The sequence below is a fragment of the Pararhizobium sp. LjRoot255 genome, assembly GCF_964252905.1.
In the GTDB taxonomy this organism is placed as follows: Bacteria; Pseudomonadota; Alphaproteobacteria; order Rhizobiales; family Rhizobiaceae; genus Pararhizobium.
In genome coordinates, this window is the sequence record NZ_CAXUPQ020000002.1 from 98,959 (window position 1) to 117,584 (window position 18,626).

The following is an 18,626-nucleotide window of genomic DNA, read 5'->3' on the forward strand; positions in this document are numbered from 1 at the left end:
GTGCCACACAACCGCCTGTCGTCGTTCCACAACGTCCGGTCATTTTGCTCTTTATAGTGAGAATGCCGCAAATCAGCGACCAGAACCCCGACATCACGTGAGCGACGGCGCCGCATTCGCCGCGCCAATCACGGCGCTCAGGAAGGGCTAGGAAGTATTGCCCGTCCAATCCTCGTGTCCGTGCCGCACACGGACAATGACCGCCTCCGTCGATAGACGAGCTGCGTTTACCGTTTTCTGACCAAGCGAAAAGCGTCCAACCACGACACCTCGGCAGTCCGCGGGGTTCATATTGACGGTCATCAATTTTTAGTTGCGTCTAGTGAGACGAAGTCCGCCTCTGTCAGCGTGGCGATACCTCAGCGGCACCACGTTGGTTCCAAAGCGTAAGCGATTTCGACAAAGCCGGTATCGAGGCTGCCGCGGAAATCGGCGACATGCTTCGCCGCGGCGAAGAGGTAAAGGAAATCGAGAAGCAACTCTCGGACCCAGCCATCACATTGAACGCGTTCATTCTCTCGATCTCTTTGTTCAAGGACTTGCTGAACGTGTCCGGCACCGCGAAAGCTGACCTTGAGCAGCAGAACCTCCTATTTATGGAGGACGGTGGACCGGCCTATCTGGAAAAGCTCTTGGACAAGGCGTTGGCGTAGCTAACCTGGTGGGATCGGTTGTCGTGTAGACTATCGGAAACAATTTCCGCTCATAGCTGCTGCTGAATTCGTTTGCACCTCTTCAGGATCTGATGGGTTAACCTGTCCAGAACTCGGCTGGGATCCCCTGCGATTTCGGAAATGCCGGCTGCGGCATTGCCACATTGGCTGGCAACCAGCTCCGTTAGTTCCTTTACGCGTTTCACCGTCGAAGCGGCGCTGAGGCCAACGTCGTCAGCTAACGCCTTCCAATCCCCGCCGCGCAAATCGGGTGCAATGAGCCGCCCCCCAATGCCCTGCGGTAGGTTCTGGTCGACCTGCCGATACACCGCTGCGCACATCAAGTCGTAAAGCGGTGCGAGCTTCGCGGACCCGCTAGCGCCGATCAGGATGGAATAGTTTTTGGCATGAGAATCCGAGTTGCAGATCAGCACGTTGAAAATCATCGCATCCAGAAGCTTGAGGCGTTCGCCTGGCGAAACATGCTCGCTGATCGCCTCAAACATCATCTTCAGTGTCACACCCCGGCCTGTAGAGGAGCTCTCATACTTCTGCGATGGAAAGTGACCCGTGAGCTGGCACATGTCCTCCTGATGAAGCCGCCGGATCTCGCTCTGCGGGTCGGCAAATCGATCGTAGCGCTTCACCAGCAGATAACGCCGCTTGCCAGCCACGCCGACCGTGGCTTCGGCCGCTTCCAATCCGCATTTCCGCGCCAGCACCAAGCAGAAGGCCTCGTTTTCGACACTTCCCGCCAGACGGTCCGTATCCGGCTTGATGATATGGGTCGATGGCGTACCGTCTACCGGGATTGAGATCCTGCCGTCCTCATCGCCGAACACAGGCAGTTTCTCCTGCACGCCCGCAAGCGACATGGAGACGCCATGTTCGCCAACGAGGAAAGGCTTCGCTGGAAGCTCGTTAAGAATACGCTCCAGTGCGGCCTCGTCCGGAACAGGCGTCAGGTTTATGCCCGTCCTCCGGGGTTCGCCAATCGACAACGCTCCGGCCGTATCGCGACCTATGTGTGCAAGAAGACCAACAATGTCCTGTGGTGACACTTTCAGGCGTTGACCGATTTCGGCGAGATGGGTTTCTGGAAGCAGGTTTGCTAGCCATGGCAGTAGCCGCTCGGCGCTGACCGGTCCAGATCGAAGCGGCATGGTGAGCGAGATCGGGAAGGCCGAGCGGCGCGCTTCCCAGGACCTGTCGTATTCCAACCGCCATTCGCCTTCGAAAGTCATTTGCGCGACGGGAAGGGTCTCGTAGAAGATCGTCGTCATCGACCATCACCAAAAGTTGGCAAGAAGCCGAGCTCATCTTCCACGGCGGTTGACGACGGTTGGGCTGCCTTGAGGTCGCCGATCTCAAGGCCGACGGTGCGCGCGACGATCAACGCCTTTTCAAGCTGGCAGCTCGGCTTGCCGGATTCAAGCTCGACGATGAACCGCTCGCCCGTGCCGGAGCGCGTTGCAAGCTCGGCCTGGGTCCAGCCGAGGCCCTTGCGTTTTTCTCTGACGGCAGCGCCGAAATCACGTGCGAATCTATACATCCAGCGCCTCCTATTCCGGCTTACCGTACAGGAAGAATTTATAGACTTCAATCAACCCTTACCGATCGGGAAGCGAATCGGTAAGGAGGAGCAGAAGGTTAAACTGATCGGGAAGCTGGCCTCACTTACGAGTCGGTTGGCTATACTGCCTTCCGCTTAACGCCAAGAGGAGACACCGGCCTCGACTGGGCAAGCGACCGATTTGGGGCCGAAGGCGGTCCGTCAGCTTATCGGATAGTGATTTAAGAAAGCGGTTGTTGCGCAAACGACAAGATGCGGCCTGGTCGTCTTCGGACGTTGCCATTATATGCGGCGTTGCCGACCCGCCCGAGCGTCGCTTCGAAAGGCTACGCTTGTCGCTTGGGTAGCATAAACGAAGCGGCGAGGCGGGTGGGTGAACGCGGACACACCCTGTTTATCTGCCCCCTGTTTGCTGCTAATATCATAGTCCCAACTTCACCACCGGTTGTAGAGGGCAAAAATGTCTCGGGCTCGCTTCCTTTCCGTCGCCGCATTCTTAATAGGCTTTGCAACGACGATCCACGCAGCGCCTATCAACATGACAAACAGTCCGTCCTGGACCAGCCCCACCGCTGCAAATCCATCGGATTTGGTTCTGTTGGCAGAGACTAAGAAGCCGCGGATGAAAGCGCCGTCGATCAAGGATAGAGCAACCGGCCTTCAGACCACGGTCGGCTCTGCTGAACTGACTGCCCAGGAATGTGAGCGCGTTGGCGGTGTCGTGACGGGCAACGGTGACCCTAACTGCAAGTCGAACCAGCGGTGCAAGACGACGCTGAGCAATGGCGACATCCGCTCGGTATGTATCGACGAAGCAAATTAGGCTCACCAGTCCTGCTTTTCACCGTAAGCGGCAATCTGGGGCCGTGCAGACGGCGTAGTCCACGGCATCTGAACGAGCAGTCGCTTCCGGGACCAACGGCTTCGCCTCTGAACGGCAGGAACGACGGCGCAAAGCCGTCGTTGAACACATTAATCGCAAATGTCCGCAATAGGCCCGACAGCGGACGAGCTTTTAAAAGGTCTTGATGGGATACGAACCGGCTCCCCCACTTTTGATCAGCGGAAAATTCGAGTGTAGGCGCAAGTTGCTGCTTGTGGTCGCCTGACTAGGGCCGCGGCTGCGTCTTCGACCGAGCTTAACCATATGTGTTCGACACCCTCCTCACGCCCGCAGTCCGGAGAATGGATAATGACAGGTTCAGGGCTCGAACCGCTCCAGCATCCTTTTCAGTTGTGCGTTTTGGAGCTGAAGTTTGCGCGCCAGTTGGTCCCGGAGCAGCCTGATCTCTTCATCAAGGCTGATTGCATCGTCAGAAACGGTGGGAACGCCTGGAGAGGGTTGCGGAACGACTTCAGCCTTTTCCGCTTTCCAAAGCGAGATCATCAGTGCAACTAGGCAGGAAGCCTGCAAAAATCAAAAGGCAAAATTTGTCAATGAATGCGAAGCAAAATTTGACGAACTCCTGTCTCCACTCAGCGTTGGAATTGCTTGGTTGGTCTGACTTTTCGCGGATCAGGTAAAGCCGACCGATGCAGACCTCGTACCCAGGCGCGTCGCGTCGGTTCACCGGGCACGCATCGAGGCGATCGGCGTCACGGGGCCAGCAAGGCTAGAGCTACCAGCCAATGCCAATACGGCTCACTTCGCGGTGGGCGATTGGGTGCTTGCCGATCCCCGGTCCGACATGCTTGTCAGCCGGCTCGACCGGAAAACCGTGTTTAGGCGACGCCCGGAGGTCGGACGTGGCCAACAACTTGTTGCTGCCAACGTCGACACACTGTTGGTCGTGACATCGTGCAACGCCGATTTCAATATTGACCGGCTAGAACGTTACCTAATCATGGCCAACCAGGCGGGCAGCAAACCGGTGATCGTGTTGACCAAGGCTGACACCGCGGACGACGTCGGCCTATTTCAGGCCCAAGCCGAGGCTTTGCAGCGTGACCTACCTGTCGTTGCCTTGAATGGGCGCTCTGCCGATGCAAGCTCCTTTTTGAGTTCCTGGTGCGGCGTTGGCCAAACGATCGCCCTGGTGGGATCGTCCGGAGTCGGAAAGTCGACGTTGGTGAACACGCTGACCAGAGCGGCATCTGACTCAAAGCAGAAAACCGGGACAATTCGCGAATATGACGCGCAAGGCCGTCACACCACGACCGCGCGATCGCTGCATGCAATTCCGGGCGGCGGCTGGGTCATAGATACGCCAGGGATAAGAACACTCTACGTCAGCGATGTCACCGACGGGATCGACACGCTTTTTTCCGACATAACGGAACTGGCACCGCTTTGCCGATTTCGCGATTGTACCCATGCGCATGAACCGGGCTGCGTGGTTCAGGCAGCTGTCAAAAGCGGCACTTTGGCCGCCGACCGCATTGAACGCTGGCGAAGCCTTGTTTGCGAAAACCGTGACAGAACACCTGTCATCAGCGGACCACGCGGCAACAAGATCGTTCGCAAAAAGAAATATTGAAAGTCTGCACGCCTTGATGGGATTCGAACCGCAGACCGAGTCGCCTGCCTTCGGCATCACTGAAAATTCCGGCTTTTGATCTTCAGCGTATCGATATGAAGATCCGGCACGAACATATCTCTTGCCCGAAGCCCCGGCGCCGGTCGTTCGCGGGAATCCGGACTTCCGGGTGAACCAATGGGCGAACTCGTCGCCGCGGCCGGTCGGCGGCCGGAATGCTGCGTCGCGCTCGGTGAGGCTGGACAGATCGGCAGAAAGATCGAAGAGCTGCTGAGCGACCAGGTGAACCACGTCGCCTTCCCGCTGGATCCTGCCGTTGATCGCCATCATGCTCGCGCCGAGCACCACTCGGCGCGACCGCTCGAAGAGCTTTGGCCAGACGACGATATTGGCGACGCCGGTCTCGTCCTCGATGGTGATGAACATCACGCCCTTTGCCGAGCCCGGCCGCTGGCGCACCAGCACCAGGCCGGCTGCCATCAGCCATTGCCCGTCACGCGCCCTCATCGCTTCGGCACAGGTTACGATCCGGCGTTTCGTCAGCCCGCAAAAATCCTAAGGGGTGCTCCCGGAGCGTCAGGCCGGTATGGCTGTAGTCTTCGACGACATTGTGTCCTTCGGTCATCTGCCTGAGTTCGACTGCCGGCTCCTGCTGATCCGCAATCGCCCGTGCCGCACGCTCCGCCGCAGCGGTAAACAGAGGCAGCGGCTCGTCGCGGAGTGCCTTGATCGCCCAGAGCGCATCGCGCCGCTCGAGCCGCAAGCATGGCAGGAAGGCATCGGCTTCGGCAAGTTCGACCAGCGAGGCGACCGGTACGCCCGATCGCCGCCACACGTCGTCAACCGATGCGAAGGGTTCATCGGCGCGGACGGCGACGATACGTGCCGCGTCGGCGGTCGCCAGTCCACGCACCAGGCGCATGCCGAGCCGCACTGCATGCCGGTCTGTCCCCTCCACCGCCTCGAGCGTACAATCCCAGCGCGACCGATTGATGCAGACGGGACGGATTTGAACGCTTAGGCAGCCAGGGCGACGCGATGCGTCATATGGGCTCGAATGGCTTCGCGCGCTTCGGCAGCCGACGAAAAGCGTCTGCCATCAAGCTCCATAACATCGTATTCCACTGCCATGAAGGCAAGGCACCCATCACGCGGCACGAGAACACCAACCGGAATACCCTGGTATTCGACAACTTGCTTCATAACTGAAATCTCCGTTCAAGGCGCAATACTGATTGGCACGGATAAGTGTGGACGCGGTTTGCGTCTGGAAAATGAGAGAATTGAAAAGAGTCGAGATATCGGTCCCGTTCTGAAAGTACATGACATGTCGGGTTTGTCAATTCGATGATCGAAGATCGTAGAATGAAATTTCAATAGTATGATATTTGGCGGGCTTTTTAGGAACTGTGTTCTCGAATGTCTTGTTGCGGCGCAACATAAATCCGTCCTGCGCAATAGGCGCTGTAGGGAGGATTGTCTGCTGTCGCTAGTTTTCTCGACTACCTCCCCGAACCGCGTCGTCGCGCCCATCGAGCTCATGAGCGCCGGTCAGCAGCATCGCGTCGACAGCATTTCTGATGGTCGGTATGAAGATGGTCGCTGAGCCCGACATCGATCACGAGCAACGGGAAGAATATCAGCCTCAACGACCGAGACTCAGCAAGCCCGCGGACGGCGGCTGTTTCCACGCCTTTGGCGCTTTCGGTTTGATGCCCGACGAGCGTATCCATCGATAAGCACCACCTCAGCATTCCAACCGACGCAGGGGCGATGGCCTCAGCTAGTTTAATTCTCACCTCAGAACGGCCGACCTTCGACTGACGAAGTCCACCCGGACGCCTGGCCTGACCATACCGGCCAGCTCTTCCACGTCCCAGTTCGTCAACCGCACACAACCGTGCGATCCAACCTTGTCGATAAGCTTAGGCTCAGGTGTCCCATGTATTCCATAAGTCGGTTCGGTCAGATCGATCCAAACGCTGCCAACCGGACCGTTTGGCCCTTTTGGAATCGTAAGGATCTTGTCATTCTTTCCCTGCTTGAAGTTGAGCTTGGGGTTGTACCTGTATACCGGCATCCTCGCGACGCCCTTGACCTTGTGCCTGCCTGACGGCGTCGGATTGTCTTCACTTCCGATCGTCGCGGGGTACACTGAAAGCAGCGATCCGTTCTCGGCATAGGCCAGCACCTGCCCTGCCTTTTTGTTGACCTCGATCCTCGTGACCTTTCCGTTCCTCGGAGGACCAGGGTTCACGACCCACACTGTATCCCCAGGCACGAACTGCGAAACTGGATTGAGCGCTTTTAAAAGATCCATATCCATGTGGAACCGCTCGGATAGCTTCTCCGCAACACTGGTATATCCGAGGCTCTCCATCTTTGCCTTCTCGCCATAGTCTTCAGGAATCCTGTCAACGAGACCCCTAGCATCCTCTGCCGAGACCACGTAGCTCGCAACGATGGGGGCATGAACTTCCAAGCGGGCGACGACTTCCTGATCAACCCTCCCATCGACAGGAAGGCTGTTCATGGCCTCAAAGCCAGCCACCGCCTCGGTGAGGTTCTCGCCGTACAAGCCATCGATCACGCCTGGAGACGAGCCCGCACGGTCGAGCAGGACCTGAAGACGGACGATCGTTGGGTCGGGATCTGCGGGCGCGGGCGCCTCTGCCCCGATGGAAGCAATCGAAGCCGCATTGATTTCTTCGGGGCGGAGTTCCCGCGCCGTTGCGCCGCCAACGGTGATGGCCAGAACGAGTAGCGACATCGGTAAGGCTGTTTTCATGGAGGACAAATGGCCGGCGCCGGAACTTGTTCCATCGTGCGACTGGCATCAGCTTCGCCGACGCCAGAGGCCGAGTTCGAAGACGGATCATGAGCAAGCCCCGACTGCTCGGATACGAAGCGGTGTGGCGCATCCTTTACGAGGAAACGAAACCGATGGGCAGGCAGCGGTCACCGAATCCTCAAGCCAGGGTCCACCCCGGCCGGATATGAAAACGCTGACGATACTCGGCAGGGGTCAGCCCAATAATACGGGCGAAGATTTTCCGAAAGGAACCAGGGTCGCTGTAGTGAACTTTCCAGGCAATGACATCGACAGGATCGCGCGTAAATTGCAGCAGATCACACGGCCTTGCTGGTCGGCAGGCGTGATCGGGAAGGCGGACAATCCGTGAAATAGCAAGGCTGCTCTCCTTTTCTGCTGCATGTTTCCTTAAATCGTAACCGATTTAGGGATAAAAACATGCAGCAATTCAAAGTGCTACAGCGACCTTTGCGCGTCTGATAAGACGCGCGGCGCTGTAAAATGCTACTGCGCCTTGCGTATAACGCATTTGGCGATGGATGGGCTCGATGCGCCGAATACCGGAACACGATATCAGCGCAAGATATCGGCGAGGTTGCCCGGCTTCTGCTCCGTGCGGTTCAGGTCCAGACCCGACAGCAGGTCGAGCATATGTTCCTTCATCAGGTCCGCAGCCTTGTCGGGGTCACCTGCCTCGATGGCATCGACCAGCGCGTGATGGGCGTGGCTCTCGCAGGTGGTGTCCCGCCGTTTCCAGTAGAGCGCGATGATCAGCGAGGAGTGGGAAACGAGATCGCGGACGAAGCCCGTCATGACGGATTGATCGGCGATTTCGGCAATGCCGACGTGGAACAGGGCGGACAGCATAATCGCGTCGCTGTCGCGTCCGGCGTGCAGCGCCTCATGCTCCCTTTCGAGATGGTGGCGCAGAAGACCCACATCCCCCGGTTTCGCCGCTCTGGCGGCAAGTGCTGCAACCCTCGGCTCGATCAAGGCGCGTGCTTCGAAGACCTCGCGCGCCTCCTTGGGCGAGGGTTGCGCGACGAAGGCGCCGCGATTGGGCTCCAGCCGCACCAGCCAATCGTGCGAAAGCTCCTGGAGGGCGGCGCGGATGACTGTCCGGCTGACCGAATAGATCGACGCCAGCTCATCCTCCGGCAGTTTCGTGCCGGGGGACAGGCGGTGGCCGACGATGGCGTCCCTAAGACTATGATAGATCGGCGACCAGCGCGCCGCCGGCTTTTGACGATCGTTTTCGGGCCTGAGTGTTGTCAACATGTTCATCGTTTTCTGGCGAGTCGGCCCTGTGAAGTCTGATATGGCTCGCCTTCCGGTCAATCCCACCCCGGTGCGCCGCCCCACTCGGCCGAGCCGCAGTCCCATAATTGCAGCGCCGTGGGCCTATGGCGTGCCGTCGGCGCTTTTGTCACCTCCCGGAGACAACGGCGCGTAGAGCCCGGCAAATCGTTTGGCGAGCGGGGCGGCATAGCCACCGACCTTGGATGTCCTTAGACCCAGCGCCGAAACCGTTTCGGCGAGCCTTACCGCGCAGGCGACGCCGTCGAGCACCGGCACGCCGTGTTCCTGCGAAAGCGCATGGGCGAGGTCGGCCATGCCTGCGCAGCCAAGGACGATCGCCTCCGCCTTGTCTTCTGTGATTGCCCGGGCAATCTCGGCGGAGATCTTGCGGCGGGCATCGGAACCGGGCAGCTCGAGGTCGAGCACGGGGACATCCGAGGCGCGGACCTTGGCGCAGCGCGAGGCGAGGCCGTATTTCGACAGGTTGTGCTCGATCGCCGGCACCGAACGGGCGAGCGTGGTGACGACACTGAACTTGCCGGCGATCAGCGTTGCGATATGGAAGGCCGCCTCGCCGATGCCGATCACCGGAGCGTCGGCGGCACAGCGCGCCGCGTCCAGACCGGTGTCGTCGAAACAGGCGATCACATAGGCATCCATCGCGCCCGCCTTTGCCATTTCCGCAATGATGCCCGGGACGACGAAAGCCTCGTCGAAATAACCCTCGATGCTCGGGGGGCCATCCTTCGGGTTGACCGCCACGATTTGCGTTCCGGACGAGGCCGCGACCTCTGCCGCCTTGCCGATCTTGTCGGTCATCGAAGCGGTGGTATTTGGATTTATGACGAGGATGCGCATGTCCTACCGCCTAGTTTCGCCGCCTAGATTTCGCCGCCGAGATAGAGATGCCGGACCCGCTCGTCGGCCAGCATCTCGGCCGAATTTCCGCTGAGCGCCACCTTGCCGGTCGTCAGCGCGTAGGCGCGCTGGGAAACGCGCAGCGCCATGCGCGAATTCTGCTCGACAAGGAGAACGCTGACCTTTTCGTCGCGATTGATCGCCACGATCGAACGCGCGATGTCTTGCACCAGCTTCGGCGCGACGCCGAGCGAGGGCTCGTCGAGCAGCAGCAGGCGAGGTCGCGCCATCAGTGCCCGGCCGATGACCAGCATCTGCTGTTCGCCGCCGCTCATCGTTCCGGCCTGCTGCGAAAAGCGCTCCTTGAGACGCGGAAAGCGCGTCAGCACCATGTCCATGCTCTGCTGAATCTCGATCTTGTTGGTGCGGGTGAAGGCGCCCATCAGCAGGTTGTCGCGCACGGTCATGAAGGGAAAGACGCGGCGTGCCTCCGGCACCATGGAGATGCCCATGCGGACGATCTCATCCGGTGCCGTGCCGTCGATCCGGCTGCCGTGGTAGTGGATCTCGCCCCTGCGGATCTTTCTGAGACCGGTGATGGCGCGCAGGATAGACGACTTGCCCGCGCCGTTTGCACCGATCAGCGCCACGGTCTCGCCTTCGTGCACCTCGATCGACACGCCCTTCAGGGCGTAGACGTGGTCGTAGTAAAGCTCGACGTCATCGAATTTCAGCAGTGGTTCCATGACCTACAATCCGATCGATTCGTCTTCGGCACCGAGATAGGCTTCGATGACCTTGGGGTTCTGCTGGATTTCTGCCGGAACCCCCTCGGCGATCTTCAGGCCGAAGTTGAGCACCACGATGCGGTCCGAGATGTTCATGACCGCCGGCATGTCGTGCTCGACCAGGAGCACGGTGATGCCGCGTTCGCGCAGCTTCCGCACGATCTCGATCGCCCGCCTCGTCTCGTCGTGGTTCATGCCGGCGAAGGGCTCGTCGAGCAGAATGACCGACGGATTGGTGGCAAGCGAGATGGCGATGCCGAGTGCGCGCAGATGCCCGTGGGGCAAGGTGCTGGCGACCTCGCTTTGCATCGCCGCCAGGCCGAGGAAGGCAAGGATCTCCTCTGCCGACGTGCCGAATGCATCCAGGTCGCCGCGCGCCGCCGCGCTGCCGAAATAGAATCCGGCAAGGCTGGCGCGCGAGCGCAGATGATGGGCCGTCACGACATTGTCGCGCACGGTCATGTCCTTGAAGATCGTGGTCTCCTGGAAGGTCCGCACCACTCCCTTTCGGGCAGCGATGTGCGGTGCGAGTCCCGAGATCCGTTCACCCCTGAAACGCACTTCGCCCTCCGTCGGCCGCAGGAACGAGGCGATCAGCTTGAACAGCGTCGATTTGCCGGCGCCGTTCGGCCCGATCACCGAGAGGATCTCGCGTTCGCGCACGGAGAAGGATACGTTGTTGACCGCGACGAGGCCGCCGAAACGCTTGGTGAGGCCGACGATTTCGAGAATATCAGCCACCGCCTAGGCCCTCCTCTTGTGCGTCAGGGTCAGGCTCAGCAGGCCGTTCGGTAACACCAGCATCAACGCGATCAGCACTGTCGAGAAAATCAGGAGCTGGAACTCTCCGGTCTCGAACAACAGGTCCCAGCCGAAATAGAGGACGAAGGTGCCGAGCATCGGCCCGAGAACATAGCCGAGCCCCCCGAGGAAGCAGTTGAGCATGAAATTAACCGAGTCGGCGACCGTGAAGCTCGACGGGTAGATCGACTGGGAGATCGATGCGAACATCGCTCCGCCGACGCCGCCGAGGAAGGACGACAGCGCATAGGCGATAACGCGGAGATAGGCGATGTTGACGCCGATCGAGGAGGCGAGCTCCTCGTTCTGCTGCAGCGACTGGCAGAGCTGGCCGATGCGGGAATGGGCGAGCCGGTAGAGGCCCAGGAAGCAAAGCGCCATCAGCAATACGGAAACAATGTAGAAGGCGAGGCGAGGATTCGCGAGCGTTGCAAAATCCGGAACGAGCGTGATGCCGAAGAAGCTTATGCCGGCAGGCAGGGGAATGCTGACGATACCCGAGGCGCCGTTGGTGATCGTCGGCACGGCAAGGGCGAGAAGGCGGGTGACCTCCGTCAGCACCAGCGTGACCATGGCGAAATAGACGCCGCGCAGGCGCAGGATCGGCAGTCCGATGAGAACGCTTGCGGCGGCGCAGAACAGGCCCGCCAGCGGCAAGGTCAGCCAGAACGATACGCCGTAGTTCATGACCAGGATGGCGGAGACGTAGCCGCCCATCAGCGCGTAGGCGCCCTGGCCGATGTTGATGCGGCCGATATAGAAGGTGATCCACACGCCCGCGCTGATGATGCTGAGAAGCGCTACGGATGTCAGTGTGTAATAAAGATCGCTTCGCCCCGTTGCCGCGATCAGCAGCGGGACCGCCACCAGCAGCACAAGCAGGAACAGGGCGGCCGAGACGATCTTGACGGTATTGGCTCGTGACTTGCCCATCGCCTCAACCCCACGGTTTGCCCATCAGCCCGTGAGGGCGGATGCTCAGGAAGATCATCAGCAGCGCGAAGATGACGAGGTAAGTGATGTCGCCATAGGCGCGCAGCACGGTGAGGCCGACCGATTCCATCATGCCGAGGATGAAGCCGCCGGCGATCGCGCCACCGACGACGCCGGCGCCGCCGATCATCACCATCAGGAAGGCCTTGATCGAGATCGGCCCGCCGATGCCGGAATTGACGCCGGTGATGCTGACGAGGAGCCCGCCGACGATGCCGGCTAGCATCGCCCCGAGCGCGAAGCCGATCATCGAATAGCGTTCGACCTTGACGCCCATCAGTTGCGCGGCGATGCGATCCTGCGCCAGCGCCCGCATGGCCCGGCCCGGCTTGCTGTATTGCATGAAGAGCATGAAGGTGGCGATCATCAGAATGGCGACAACGCCGACGAGAATCCGGTCATAGGGCAGGATCACCCTGTCGGAGACGAAGACGCCGCTGATGATCTTCGGCACGCCGCGCTGCTTCTCACCAAACAGCAACAGCACGACGGCATCGAGGAAGAATGCGGTCGCGGCCGCAAGCAGCATCGTGCTTTCCTCGCGTTTGCTGCGCCGGATCACCGTGCGGAACAGGAATTTCTCCATCAGCGCGCCGACGATCGCGAGCGTCACGCCCGAACAGATCAGCGCGATCACGAAAGGCAGCTTGAGTTGGCCGTAGATCGAATAGGTCACGAAGCCGCCCAGCACATACATCTGGCCATGGGCGAAATTGAGCACGTTCATCAGCGCGAAGATCAGCGTCAATCCGAGCGCGATCAGTGCGTATTGGGCGCCCAGATAGAGTCCGTTGGCAATCACCTGTTCCATAGCGACGGATCCAGTCGGTGGGAGGTTCGGGACTATTCCCGAACCTCGATTGAGGTGCCGGGCTGGCGGTTTTTAAGCTCCCGGTCTCGCTCGCAGGACGATCACAACGTGACCGCGACGAATGTCAGTCCACTTCACCGACGAACAGCGTCTGGAACGCGCCGTCCTTGAACTCGGTCACCACCATCGGCACCGAGACCTGCCGCTTCTGGCCGAAGGACGTCATGCCGACATATTTCAGCGTGCCGTTCTTGGCATAGGGATTGGGCGCCGAGAACGTGTCCATGGTCTTCTTGAACTCCTCGACGTCGTCGATCGCCTTGGGGTTCGCCTTGAGCGTTTCGATGATGTATTCGAGCGCGTAGACCTTGGTATTGGACTCGTCGTTGTATTCGCCGAACTTCTTGATGTAGCGATCGATGAATTCCTCCATCATCGGCGTGCGGATCTCCGGCGTTGAGGCGCCGCCGACCGAGATGAAGCCGTTGGCGAGTTCGCCGGCGCCTTCCTGCAGCACCGTCGCGTCCTGCGCTGTCTCGGCCGAAATCAGGCCTTCATAGCCGAGTTCGCGTGCCGCGCGGATCAGCAACGGCGCATTGGCCGGTGCGACGCCCGACAGCACGAGCAGGTCTGGCTTCAGTTGCACGATGGGTGTCAGCACGGGCGTGAAGTCGCGCGTGTCGGTCTGGTAGGTGTCGGTCTCGGCGACCACTTCGAGCCCGAGTTCCTTGGCGGCAGCAACGCCGCTGTCACGCTGGCTGAGCGGATCGGATTCATTGGCGGCGATGAAGGCGACCTTCTTCACGCCCTTGTTTTCCTTCAGGTATTTGTAAATCGCCGGCCCGGACTGATAATTGGCGACCATGCCGAGCACCGCGTTCGAAGCCGGTGCGACATAAAGCGATTTCGGGAAGGCATAGGGGAAATAGATGATCCCCTTGGATTCCGCCACCGGGCGAACGGCGGCGGCGCCGTCGTCGACATTCGGTCCGACGACATAGCGGATGCCTTCCTGGGCCATCTTCTCCATGCCGGCGATGGCACGCTTGGGATCCTTCTGGTCGTCGAAGGTGACGATGGTGATGTTGTAGGTGTCATCGCCGATCTTCACGCCGCCGGTCTCGTTGATCCAGTCGGCGCGTGTCTGCATCGAGCGCACGTTGGACGTACCCCAGGCGGCGGCGGGACCGCTGGTCACGCCAACGAAGCCGATCTTGAGCACCTTGTTTTCGGCTTGCGCCGAAAAGGTGCCTCCGGCCGCGATTGCCAGCAGCGAAACGGCGCCGAGCGCCAGCGATTTCAATGTCGAGCGTCTGTTGATCATCTCACTCCCCATTTTTTTAGCATCCGGTGCGCCGTGGCGGTGCGGATACGTTAAAGGAAATCCTAGAATACATTGTTGTCAACATTACTGTCTATTTTTGTATACAAAACTGATTGCGCCGTCCCACAGCGCCGCGCGTCTTTTCAGACGCGCAAAGCACTTTGAATGGCTGCTGAGGGGAAATCTCCGAACCGATTGCGCGTGTAGCCCTCGGGAGGACGGTTCAAAGACCGCGAAAGGCTGCGAGCAGAAAGATGGCCGCCGCGATTGCGCCGAGGGCGCTTCGGCCCGCATGAAGCTTGCCCCAGCGGAGAAGAAGGTCACGGGTTTCCTCGCCCGCCTCTTCCGGTCGCGTTGCCTCCAGGCGCCGGTTGACCGGCATGATGACGAGCATCGTATAGGGCCAGTTCAAGATGATGATCGCTGCGCCGACACTCCAAAGCGGATTGCCGGTCTGCCACCACGCCGCAGCGCCGAGGAGGCCGGAAACGAGCGCGAGAGAAGCCTGCATCTCGAAGCCCCGCCGGTACGCCGGACCCCATTGCGCGAGGGCCGCGCGATCATCGAGGCCAAGCCTTGCCGGCTGTTCGGCCACGTTTATGTAAATGGCGGCGCCGAAGAAGATGGACGCCGTGAGCAAAGCGAGCAGACCGAACATTCGACGTTCTCCTATCTCGGACCATCATACACGATGAACGCCCCGACAGCAGGTGCATGGGGCGCATCGGATCGTTATGACAGGCCATAATCATTACCCCGATTGTTCATGCGGATGGTGCGTCAATTATGGGCGATCAAGGATCAACAGGATCGAGCTTACCGAGAGCATTCGGTATCGCGATGCAAAAGTGCTGTTAAAGCAGAGCGGCGCGAATTCCGTCTCCGCATGTTACGTCAATCCAAACGCTCGCTGCCCCGTTTGCAGGGAACCAGTCTTTTTCTACGCAAATACCGCCGGTAGCAGGGTTTTCTTCAATCACCCTGGTCCGCCGTGGCCAAAACACGGATGCACAGATAATTCGCGGCACAAGATATTCGCTGCAGTCGAAGCACCCGCCGTTCCTACGCGGCGGGCGCGAGGCCAAGTCATCGAGTTGCTCGACGCTGCGCAAATCGTGGGTTTATCTGGGCACAAAGTCTTCGGGCGAAGAAAGCCCGAAGAGTGGACACTCGTAGTCGTTCAATCCGTCGACAGGCGCGGCGACGAAAATAAGGTTGAGAGCGAGTTTCTCGACTCCGATACAGGCGAACAGTTTCGCTTTACATGCCTAACGGCGTGGAGCGCGCGAGGCCGCATGACGGTTACCCATAATCTTCAGCTCTGGTCGTGAGCACAACGACAGTTACCCTTCAAAGCTCAGTTAAGCCAATTCGTCTAATAGAGCCTTGGCCCGTTTAACCCTCAGCGCAGAAAACCCTTCGCTAAGACGACCATATACTGGTGCCAGGACTTCAAGCGCCTCGTCATCTTTGTGCGCACGTCGCAACAGCTCAGCCAGGCTTGTCGCGGCAGATAGTTCCCAATAAACGGCCTGCTGCGCACTTGCTTGCCCCATCGATTGGCGCAAGAAGCTCTCTATCAACCCCAGCTTGTCGTAACCACGCAGTAAGAGAAGCTCTGCTTTCACCCTCAGGATTTCCGGCACGAACCACCGGTAGTCTGTCTCAACCGCAAAACGCAACGCCTTGTCGATTTCCTCAAGGCCCTCGTCGAAACGCCCGATCGTTCCCAATGCGGCGGCTAGCTCCGTCAGAAAGAAAGGATAGAACAGAAGGTAACTTGCTTGTTGCATCTCAACGAGGCCGGCGCGGAGCAGAGCGATGCCCGCTTCAGGGTTGTCACCCCTTGCAGCCAGGCTGCCCCTGATGCAGAGGCCCACTGCGTGGAACGGGCGCAACCCGTGTTTGTACGCGAGAAGGACAAGTTCCTCGCCAAAAGCCTTAGCCTTGTCGAACTCGCCAAGGCTCAACGCGACGAAGCCGGCTGCCCAGGCGAGGGCTACACACAGCACGAATGGTTGATTTGTTTCCCGTGCCTCGTCAATCGCGCTGTCTGCCGTCCGAGACGCTGCATCCAAAAAGCCTTGCGACAGCAGATTGATCGTGTTGTGAGCTCTTGCCGACGCGCGCACATCGGCGCCGAGTCGCATCATATCGCTCCGCCGCCTGGCGGACGGATACCGGTCAATCGCCCACTGCAGTCGCTCACAGGCGTGTCCATGCGTCGCCATATATGTTTGCGGTATTCCCACCAGCCAAGCGGCGGTTGCTTGAGATTGGAGGTCACGTTCTCTGGCAACCTCTTCATATTCGCGAGCAAAGGCGAGCGCATCCTTCAATGCCATGGAGCGAGCGGAAAAGAGCCAGAGGCCGCAAGTTGCACGCTGCTGGTAGTCGAAATTGCGGAAGGCATCTGCAAGTGCCAGCCCGCCCGTAAGCATCTCTCGGGCGCGCGGGCTCATCCCTTGAGTATAGATCAGAGCGTAGCCGAGGCTGCATCGCAAAACCATTTCCGTGCGGGTTCCAGTGGCGTCGCCGATTTGTCCGAGCGCCTTTTCGGCCCACTCGCCTGCCTCAGCGATCAGTGACACAGCAACCCAGAAATCGCTTGCAGTAGCTGCAAGCGCGACTCCGAGAGTAGCGTCTCCACCAGACGACAAAGCCCATTTCAATGCCGCACGAAGATTGCCAATCTCGCAGCGATAGTCGTCGAGTTCGTCGACTGTTGCGTCGAACTCGTTCTCTAATGAGAGCGATGAAAACAGGATCAAGCAAAATTCCACGAGACGGCGCATGGCCCGCCCATGTTCATCCGCAGCCAGTTTCTCGAGCGAGTACACTCGAACTGATTCCAGTAGCCGCCACCGTCGAGACGCCTCCGATCCCTCCAGCACCACCAAAGACTTGGAAACCAGGCTGGAAATACCAAGTGCGACGCTCGATTCTATATCGGCAACCACCGCCGTGGCCGCCTCGATCGTGAACCCCGCTGGGAAGATTCCAAGGTGTCGAAGGAGCCGCCGCTCCGCCTCGGGCAGTAGATCGTAACTCCAATCCAGCGTCGCGCGCAGTGTCTGATGTCGCGGCAGTGCGGTGCGCCGCCCGCCGGTAAGCAACGCAAAGCGATCGTCGAGACGCCCTGCAACTTGCTGGATACCAAGCGTTGCTGCGCGAGCAGCAGCGAACTCTATGGCGAGTGGAATGCCGTCGAGTTGACGGCAGATCGAAGTAATCGCCCGAAGTTTATCGCCCTGCGTTTCAAATTCTGCTCGCAGTGAACGTGTCCGTGCGACGAACAGCTGTACGGCGCTGTGCTCCAAGGCATCCTGCGAGCCCTCCAGATCCTGTGCCGGCACCTCGAGTGCCGGGACAGGATAGGCATACTCGCCGTCGATGCGAAGGAGCTCCCGGCTGGTCGCCAGCACACAGACATCCGCACACACGCGAACGATATTTTCGGTGAGCGCCGCTGCAGCCTCGATCACATGCTCGCAATTGTCGAGGATCAGCAGGGCTCTTCTGCCGCCGATCGCCCTCGCCACCAATTCCGGCGAAAGCTTCTCGCCGTGGATCTGCAGATTGAGGACATGAACAAGCGTCGACGGAACCAGATCGGGATCTGACAACGACACCAGCTCAATGAACAAGACATCACCCTGGAAGGTTGGAAACAACCTGCGGCCAACTTCCGATGCCAGCACAGTCTTTCCGATGCCGCCCGGCCCCGTCAGTGTCACCAAACGATGGGCGTAGACGAGGTCGCTGAGTTGCTCGATTGCGGTCTCACGCCCGACGAGCGGCGAGGTAGCGATCGGAATATTAGTCGTGAATGGAACCGCTGGTGACTGCGTCCGTTCGGCCTTATGCGGCTGCGCGGCAAAATTTTCTTGCCGGGCTGTCCAGTCGCCGAGCAGTCGGTAGCCGCGGCCAGCGATTGTCTTGAGGATATTTCGATCCTTGCCGAGTACCTTCCGGATCGCTGATATATGGACCTGAATCGTGTTGTCCTCGACGACAAGACCGGGCCACACCCGCTTCATCAGATCGTCCTTCGTCACCAGTTCGCCGGGCGAATCCAACAGCGTCTCGATGATCTCGAAGGCACGGCTGCCGATCGGTACGACTGAGCCAAGCGCACGCAACTCCCGACGCGCGAGATCGACCTCCCAACCGCGGAACTCAAACACGCGTAGTTCGATCTGTCCCACGGCAATAACCGTCTCAGTTGTTCAGGCTG

General features: G+C 59.6%; 17 protein-coding genes and 3 pseudogenes. 3 read left to right on the plus strand and 17 right to left on the minus strand.

Translation table 11 applies throughout. The features are described from left to right. Positions 1 to 437 precede the first annotated feature (437 nt). Positions 438 to 653, plus strand: coding sequence for a hypothetical protein (locus ACSQ2W_RS19455; RefSeq protein WP_436087912.1), 216 nt, complete (start codon positions 438 to 440; stop codon positions 651 to 653). Positions 654 to 703: 50 nt separating this feature from the next. Here the strand turns inward: ACSQ2W_RS19455 and ACSQ2W_RS19460 are convergent, their stop codons facing one another. Together ACSQ2W_RS19460 and ACSQ2W_RS19465 are read right to left on the minus strand one after the other, a co-directional pair. Continuing rightward, a complete protein-coding gene (locus ACSQ2W_RS19460; RefSeq protein WP_436087913.1) occupies positions 704 to 1,936 on the minus strand; it encodes a type II toxin-antitoxin system HipA family toxin in 1,233 nt (410 codons plus the stop codon). Further along, a complete protein-coding gene (locus ACSQ2W_RS19465) occupies positions 1,933 to 2,205 on the minus strand; it encodes a helix-turn-helix domain-containing protein (protein WP_436087914.1) in 273 nt (90 codons plus the stop codon). Before ACSQ2W_RS19465 ends, ACSQ2W_RS19460 begins: the two co-directional genes overlap by 4 nt. Before the next feature lie 619 nt (positions 2,206 to 2,824). On the opposite strand from ACSQ2W_RS19465, the gene ACSQ2W_RS19470 reads away from it, so the two are divergent. Then, the gene (locus ACSQ2W_RS19470; protein ID WP_436087915.1) at positions 2,825 to 3,049 is read left to right on the plus strand and encodes a hypothetical protein; all 225 of its coding nucleotides are present in this window, start codon (positions 2,825 to 2,827) and stop codon (positions 3,047 to 3,049) included. Between the two features lie 378 nt (positions 3,050 to 3,427). Here ACSQ2W_RS19470 and ACSQ2W_RS19475 read toward each other — a convergent pair whose 3' ends face one another. Next, a complete protein-coding gene (locus ACSQ2W_RS19475; protein ID WP_436089008.1) occupies positions 3,428 to 3,613 on the minus strand; it encodes a hypothetical protein in 186 nt (61 codons plus the stop codon). A 50-nt stretch (positions 3,614 to 3,663) separates the two neighbouring features. On the opposite strand from ACSQ2W_RS19475, the pseudogene rsgA reads away from it, so the two are divergent. Continuing rightward, positions 3,664 to 4,703: pseudogene (gene rsgA, locus ACSQ2W_RS19480) on the plus strand (ribosome small subunit-dependent GTPase A). Between the two features lie 56 nt (positions 4,704 to 4,759). Here rsgA and ACSQ2W_RS19485 read toward each other — a convergent pair. From ACSQ2W_RS19485 to ACSQ2W_RS19550, 14 genes and pseudogenes are all read right to left on the minus strand, one after another. Next, positions 4,760 to 5,718, minus strand: a pseudogene (locus ACSQ2W_RS19485) (OB-fold nucleic acid binding domain-containing protein); the annotation flags it as partial. 2 nt (positions 5,719 to 5,720) lie between these two features. Next, entirely contained in the window at positions 5,721 to 5,906 is a 186-nt protein-coding gene (locus ACSQ2W_RS19490; protein ID WP_436087916.1) for a hypothetical protein, read from the minus strand. A 335-nt stretch (positions 5,907 to 6,241) separates the two neighbouring features. Then, positions 6,242 to 6,436, minus strand: a complete 195-nt coding sequence (locus ACSQ2W_RS19495) for a hypothetical protein (protein ID WP_436089009.1) — start codon at positions 6,434 to 6,436, stop codon at positions 6,242 to 6,244. Positions 6,437 to 6,498: 62 nt separating this feature from the next. Continuing rightward, the gene (locus ACSQ2W_RS19500) at positions 6,499 to 7,491 is read right to left on the minus strand and encodes a L,D-transpeptidase family protein (RefSeq protein WP_436087917.1); all 993 of its coding nucleotides are present in this window, start codon (positions 7,489 to 7,491) and stop codon (positions 6,499 to 6,501) included. A 181-nt stretch (positions 7,492 to 7,672) separates the two neighbouring features. Next, positions 7,673 to 7,834: pseudogene (locus tag ACSQ2W_RS19505) on the minus strand (helix-turn-helix domain-containing protein); the annotation flags it as partial. 254 nt (positions 7,835 to 8,088) lie between these two features. Further along, positions 8,089 to 8,793, minus strand: coding sequence for a GntR family transcriptional regulator (locus ACSQ2W_RS19510; RefSeq protein WP_283073070.1), 705 nt, complete (start codon positions 8,791 to 8,793; stop codon positions 8,089 to 8,091). 123 nt (positions 8,794 to 8,916) lie between these two features. After that, positions 8,917 to 9,672, minus strand: coding sequence for an aspartate/glutamate racemase family protein (locus tag ACSQ2W_RS19515; RefSeq protein ID WP_436087918.1), 756 nt, complete (start codon positions 9,670 to 9,672; stop codon positions 8,917 to 8,919). Positions 9,673 to 9,695: 23 nt separating this feature from the next. Further along, a complete protein-coding gene (locus tag ACSQ2W_RS19520; RefSeq protein ID WP_436087919.1) occupies positions 9,696 to 10,418 on the minus strand; it encodes an ABC transporter ATP-binding protein in 723 nt (240 codons plus the stop codon). 3 nt (positions 10,419 to 10,421) lie between these two features. After that, entirely contained in the window at positions 10,422 to 11,201 is a 780-nt protein-coding gene (locus ACSQ2W_RS19525; RefSeq protein ID WP_436087920.1) for an ABC transporter ATP-binding protein, read from the minus strand. A 3-nt stretch (positions 11,202 to 11,204) separates the two neighbouring features. Then, on the minus strand, positions 11,205 to 12,194 hold the full coding sequence (locus ACSQ2W_RS19530) for a branched-chain amino acid ABC transporter permease (RefSeq protein WP_436087921.1): 990 nt from the start codon (positions 12,192 to 12,194) through the stop codon (positions 11,205 to 11,207). A gap of 4 nt (positions 12,195 to 12,198) precedes the next feature. Continuing rightward, a complete protein-coding gene (locus ACSQ2W_RS19535; protein ID WP_239601771.1) occupies positions 12,199 to 13,065 on the minus strand; it encodes a branched-chain amino acid ABC transporter permease in 867 nt (288 codons plus the stop codon). Positions 13,066 to 13,189: 124 nt separating this feature from the next. Beyond that, on the minus strand, positions 13,190 to 14,389 hold the full coding sequence (locus ACSQ2W_RS19540) for an ABC transporter substrate-binding protein (protein WP_283073065.1): 1,200 nt from the start codon (positions 14,387 to 14,389) through the stop codon (positions 13,190 to 13,192). 223 nt (positions 14,390 to 14,612) lie between these two features. Beyond that, positions 14,613 to 15,047: a DUF1772 domain-containing protein gene (locus ACSQ2W_RS19545; RefSeq protein ID WP_436087922.1), complete on the minus strand. Its 435-nt coding sequence runs from the start codon at positions 15,045 to 15,047 to the stop codon at positions 14,613 to 14,615. Positions 15,048 to 15,750: 703 nt separating this feature from the next. Next, the gene (locus tag ACSQ2W_RS19550; protein WP_436087923.1) at positions 15,751 to 18,597 is read right to left on the minus strand and encodes an ATP-binding protein; all 2,847 of its coding nucleotides are present in this window, start codon (positions 18,595 to 18,597) and stop codon (positions 15,751 to 15,753) included. Positions 18,598 to 18,626 lie beyond the last annotated feature (29 nt).

Bases quoted from the DNA above. Each gene is read 5' to 3' on its own strand.
- ACSQ2W_RS19455 (WP_436087912.1), top strand. From the start codon at position 438: ATGCTTCGCCGCGGCGAAGAGGTAAAGGAAATCGAGAAGCAACTCTCG.
- ACSQ2W_RS19460 (WP_436087913.1), bottom strand. From the start codon at position 1,936: ATGACGACGATCTTCTACGAGACCCTTCCCGTCGCGCAAATGACTTTC.
- ACSQ2W_RS19465 (WP_436087914.1), bottom strand. From the start codon at position 2,205: ATGTATAGATTCGCACGTGATTTCGGCGCTGCCGTCAGAGAAAAACGC.
- ACSQ2W_RS19475 (WP_436089008.1), bottom strand. From the start codon at position 3,613: ATGATCTCGCTTTGGAAAGCGGAAAAGGCTGAAGTCGTTCCGCAACCC.
- ACSQ2W_RS19490 (WP_436087916.1), bottom strand. From the start codon at position 5,906: ATGAAGCAAGTTGTCGAATACCAGGGTATTCCGGTTGGTGTTCTCGTG.
- ACSQ2W_RS19495 (WP_436089009.1), bottom strand. From the start codon at position 6,436: ATGGATACGCTCGTCGGGCATCAAACCGAAAGCGCCAAAGGCGTGGAA.
- ACSQ2W_RS19500 (WP_436087917.1), bottom strand. From the start codon at position 7,491: ATGAAAACAGCCTTACCGATGTCGCTACTCGTTCTGGCCATCACCGTT.
- ACSQ2W_RS19510 (WP_283073070.1), bottom strand. From the start codon at position 8,793: ATGTTGACAACACTCAGGCCCGAAAACGATCGTCAAAAGCCGGCGGCG.
- ACSQ2W_RS19515 (WP_436087918.1), bottom strand. From the start codon at position 9,672: ATGCGCATCCTCGTCATAAATCCAAATACCACCGCTTCGATGACCGAC.
- ACSQ2W_RS19520 (WP_436087919.1), bottom strand. From the start codon at position 10,418: ATGGAACCACTGCTGAAATTCGATGACGTCGAGCTTTACTACGACCAC.
- ACSQ2W_RS19530 (WP_436087921.1), bottom strand. From the start codon at position 12,194: ATGGGCAAGTCACGAGCCAATACCGTCAAGATCGTCTCGGCCGCCCTG.
- ACSQ2W_RS19535 (WP_239601771.1), bottom strand. From the start codon at position 13,065: ATGGAACAGGTGATTGCCAACGGACTCTATCTGGGCGCCCAATACGCA.
- ACSQ2W_RS19540 (WP_283073065.1), bottom strand. From the start codon at position 14,389: ATGATCAACAGACGCTCGACATTGAAATCGCTGGCGCTCGGCGCCGTT.
- ACSQ2W_RS19545 (WP_436087922.1), bottom strand. From the start codon at position 15,047: ATGTTCGGTCTGCTCGCTTTGCTCACGGCGTCCATCTTCTTCGGCGCC.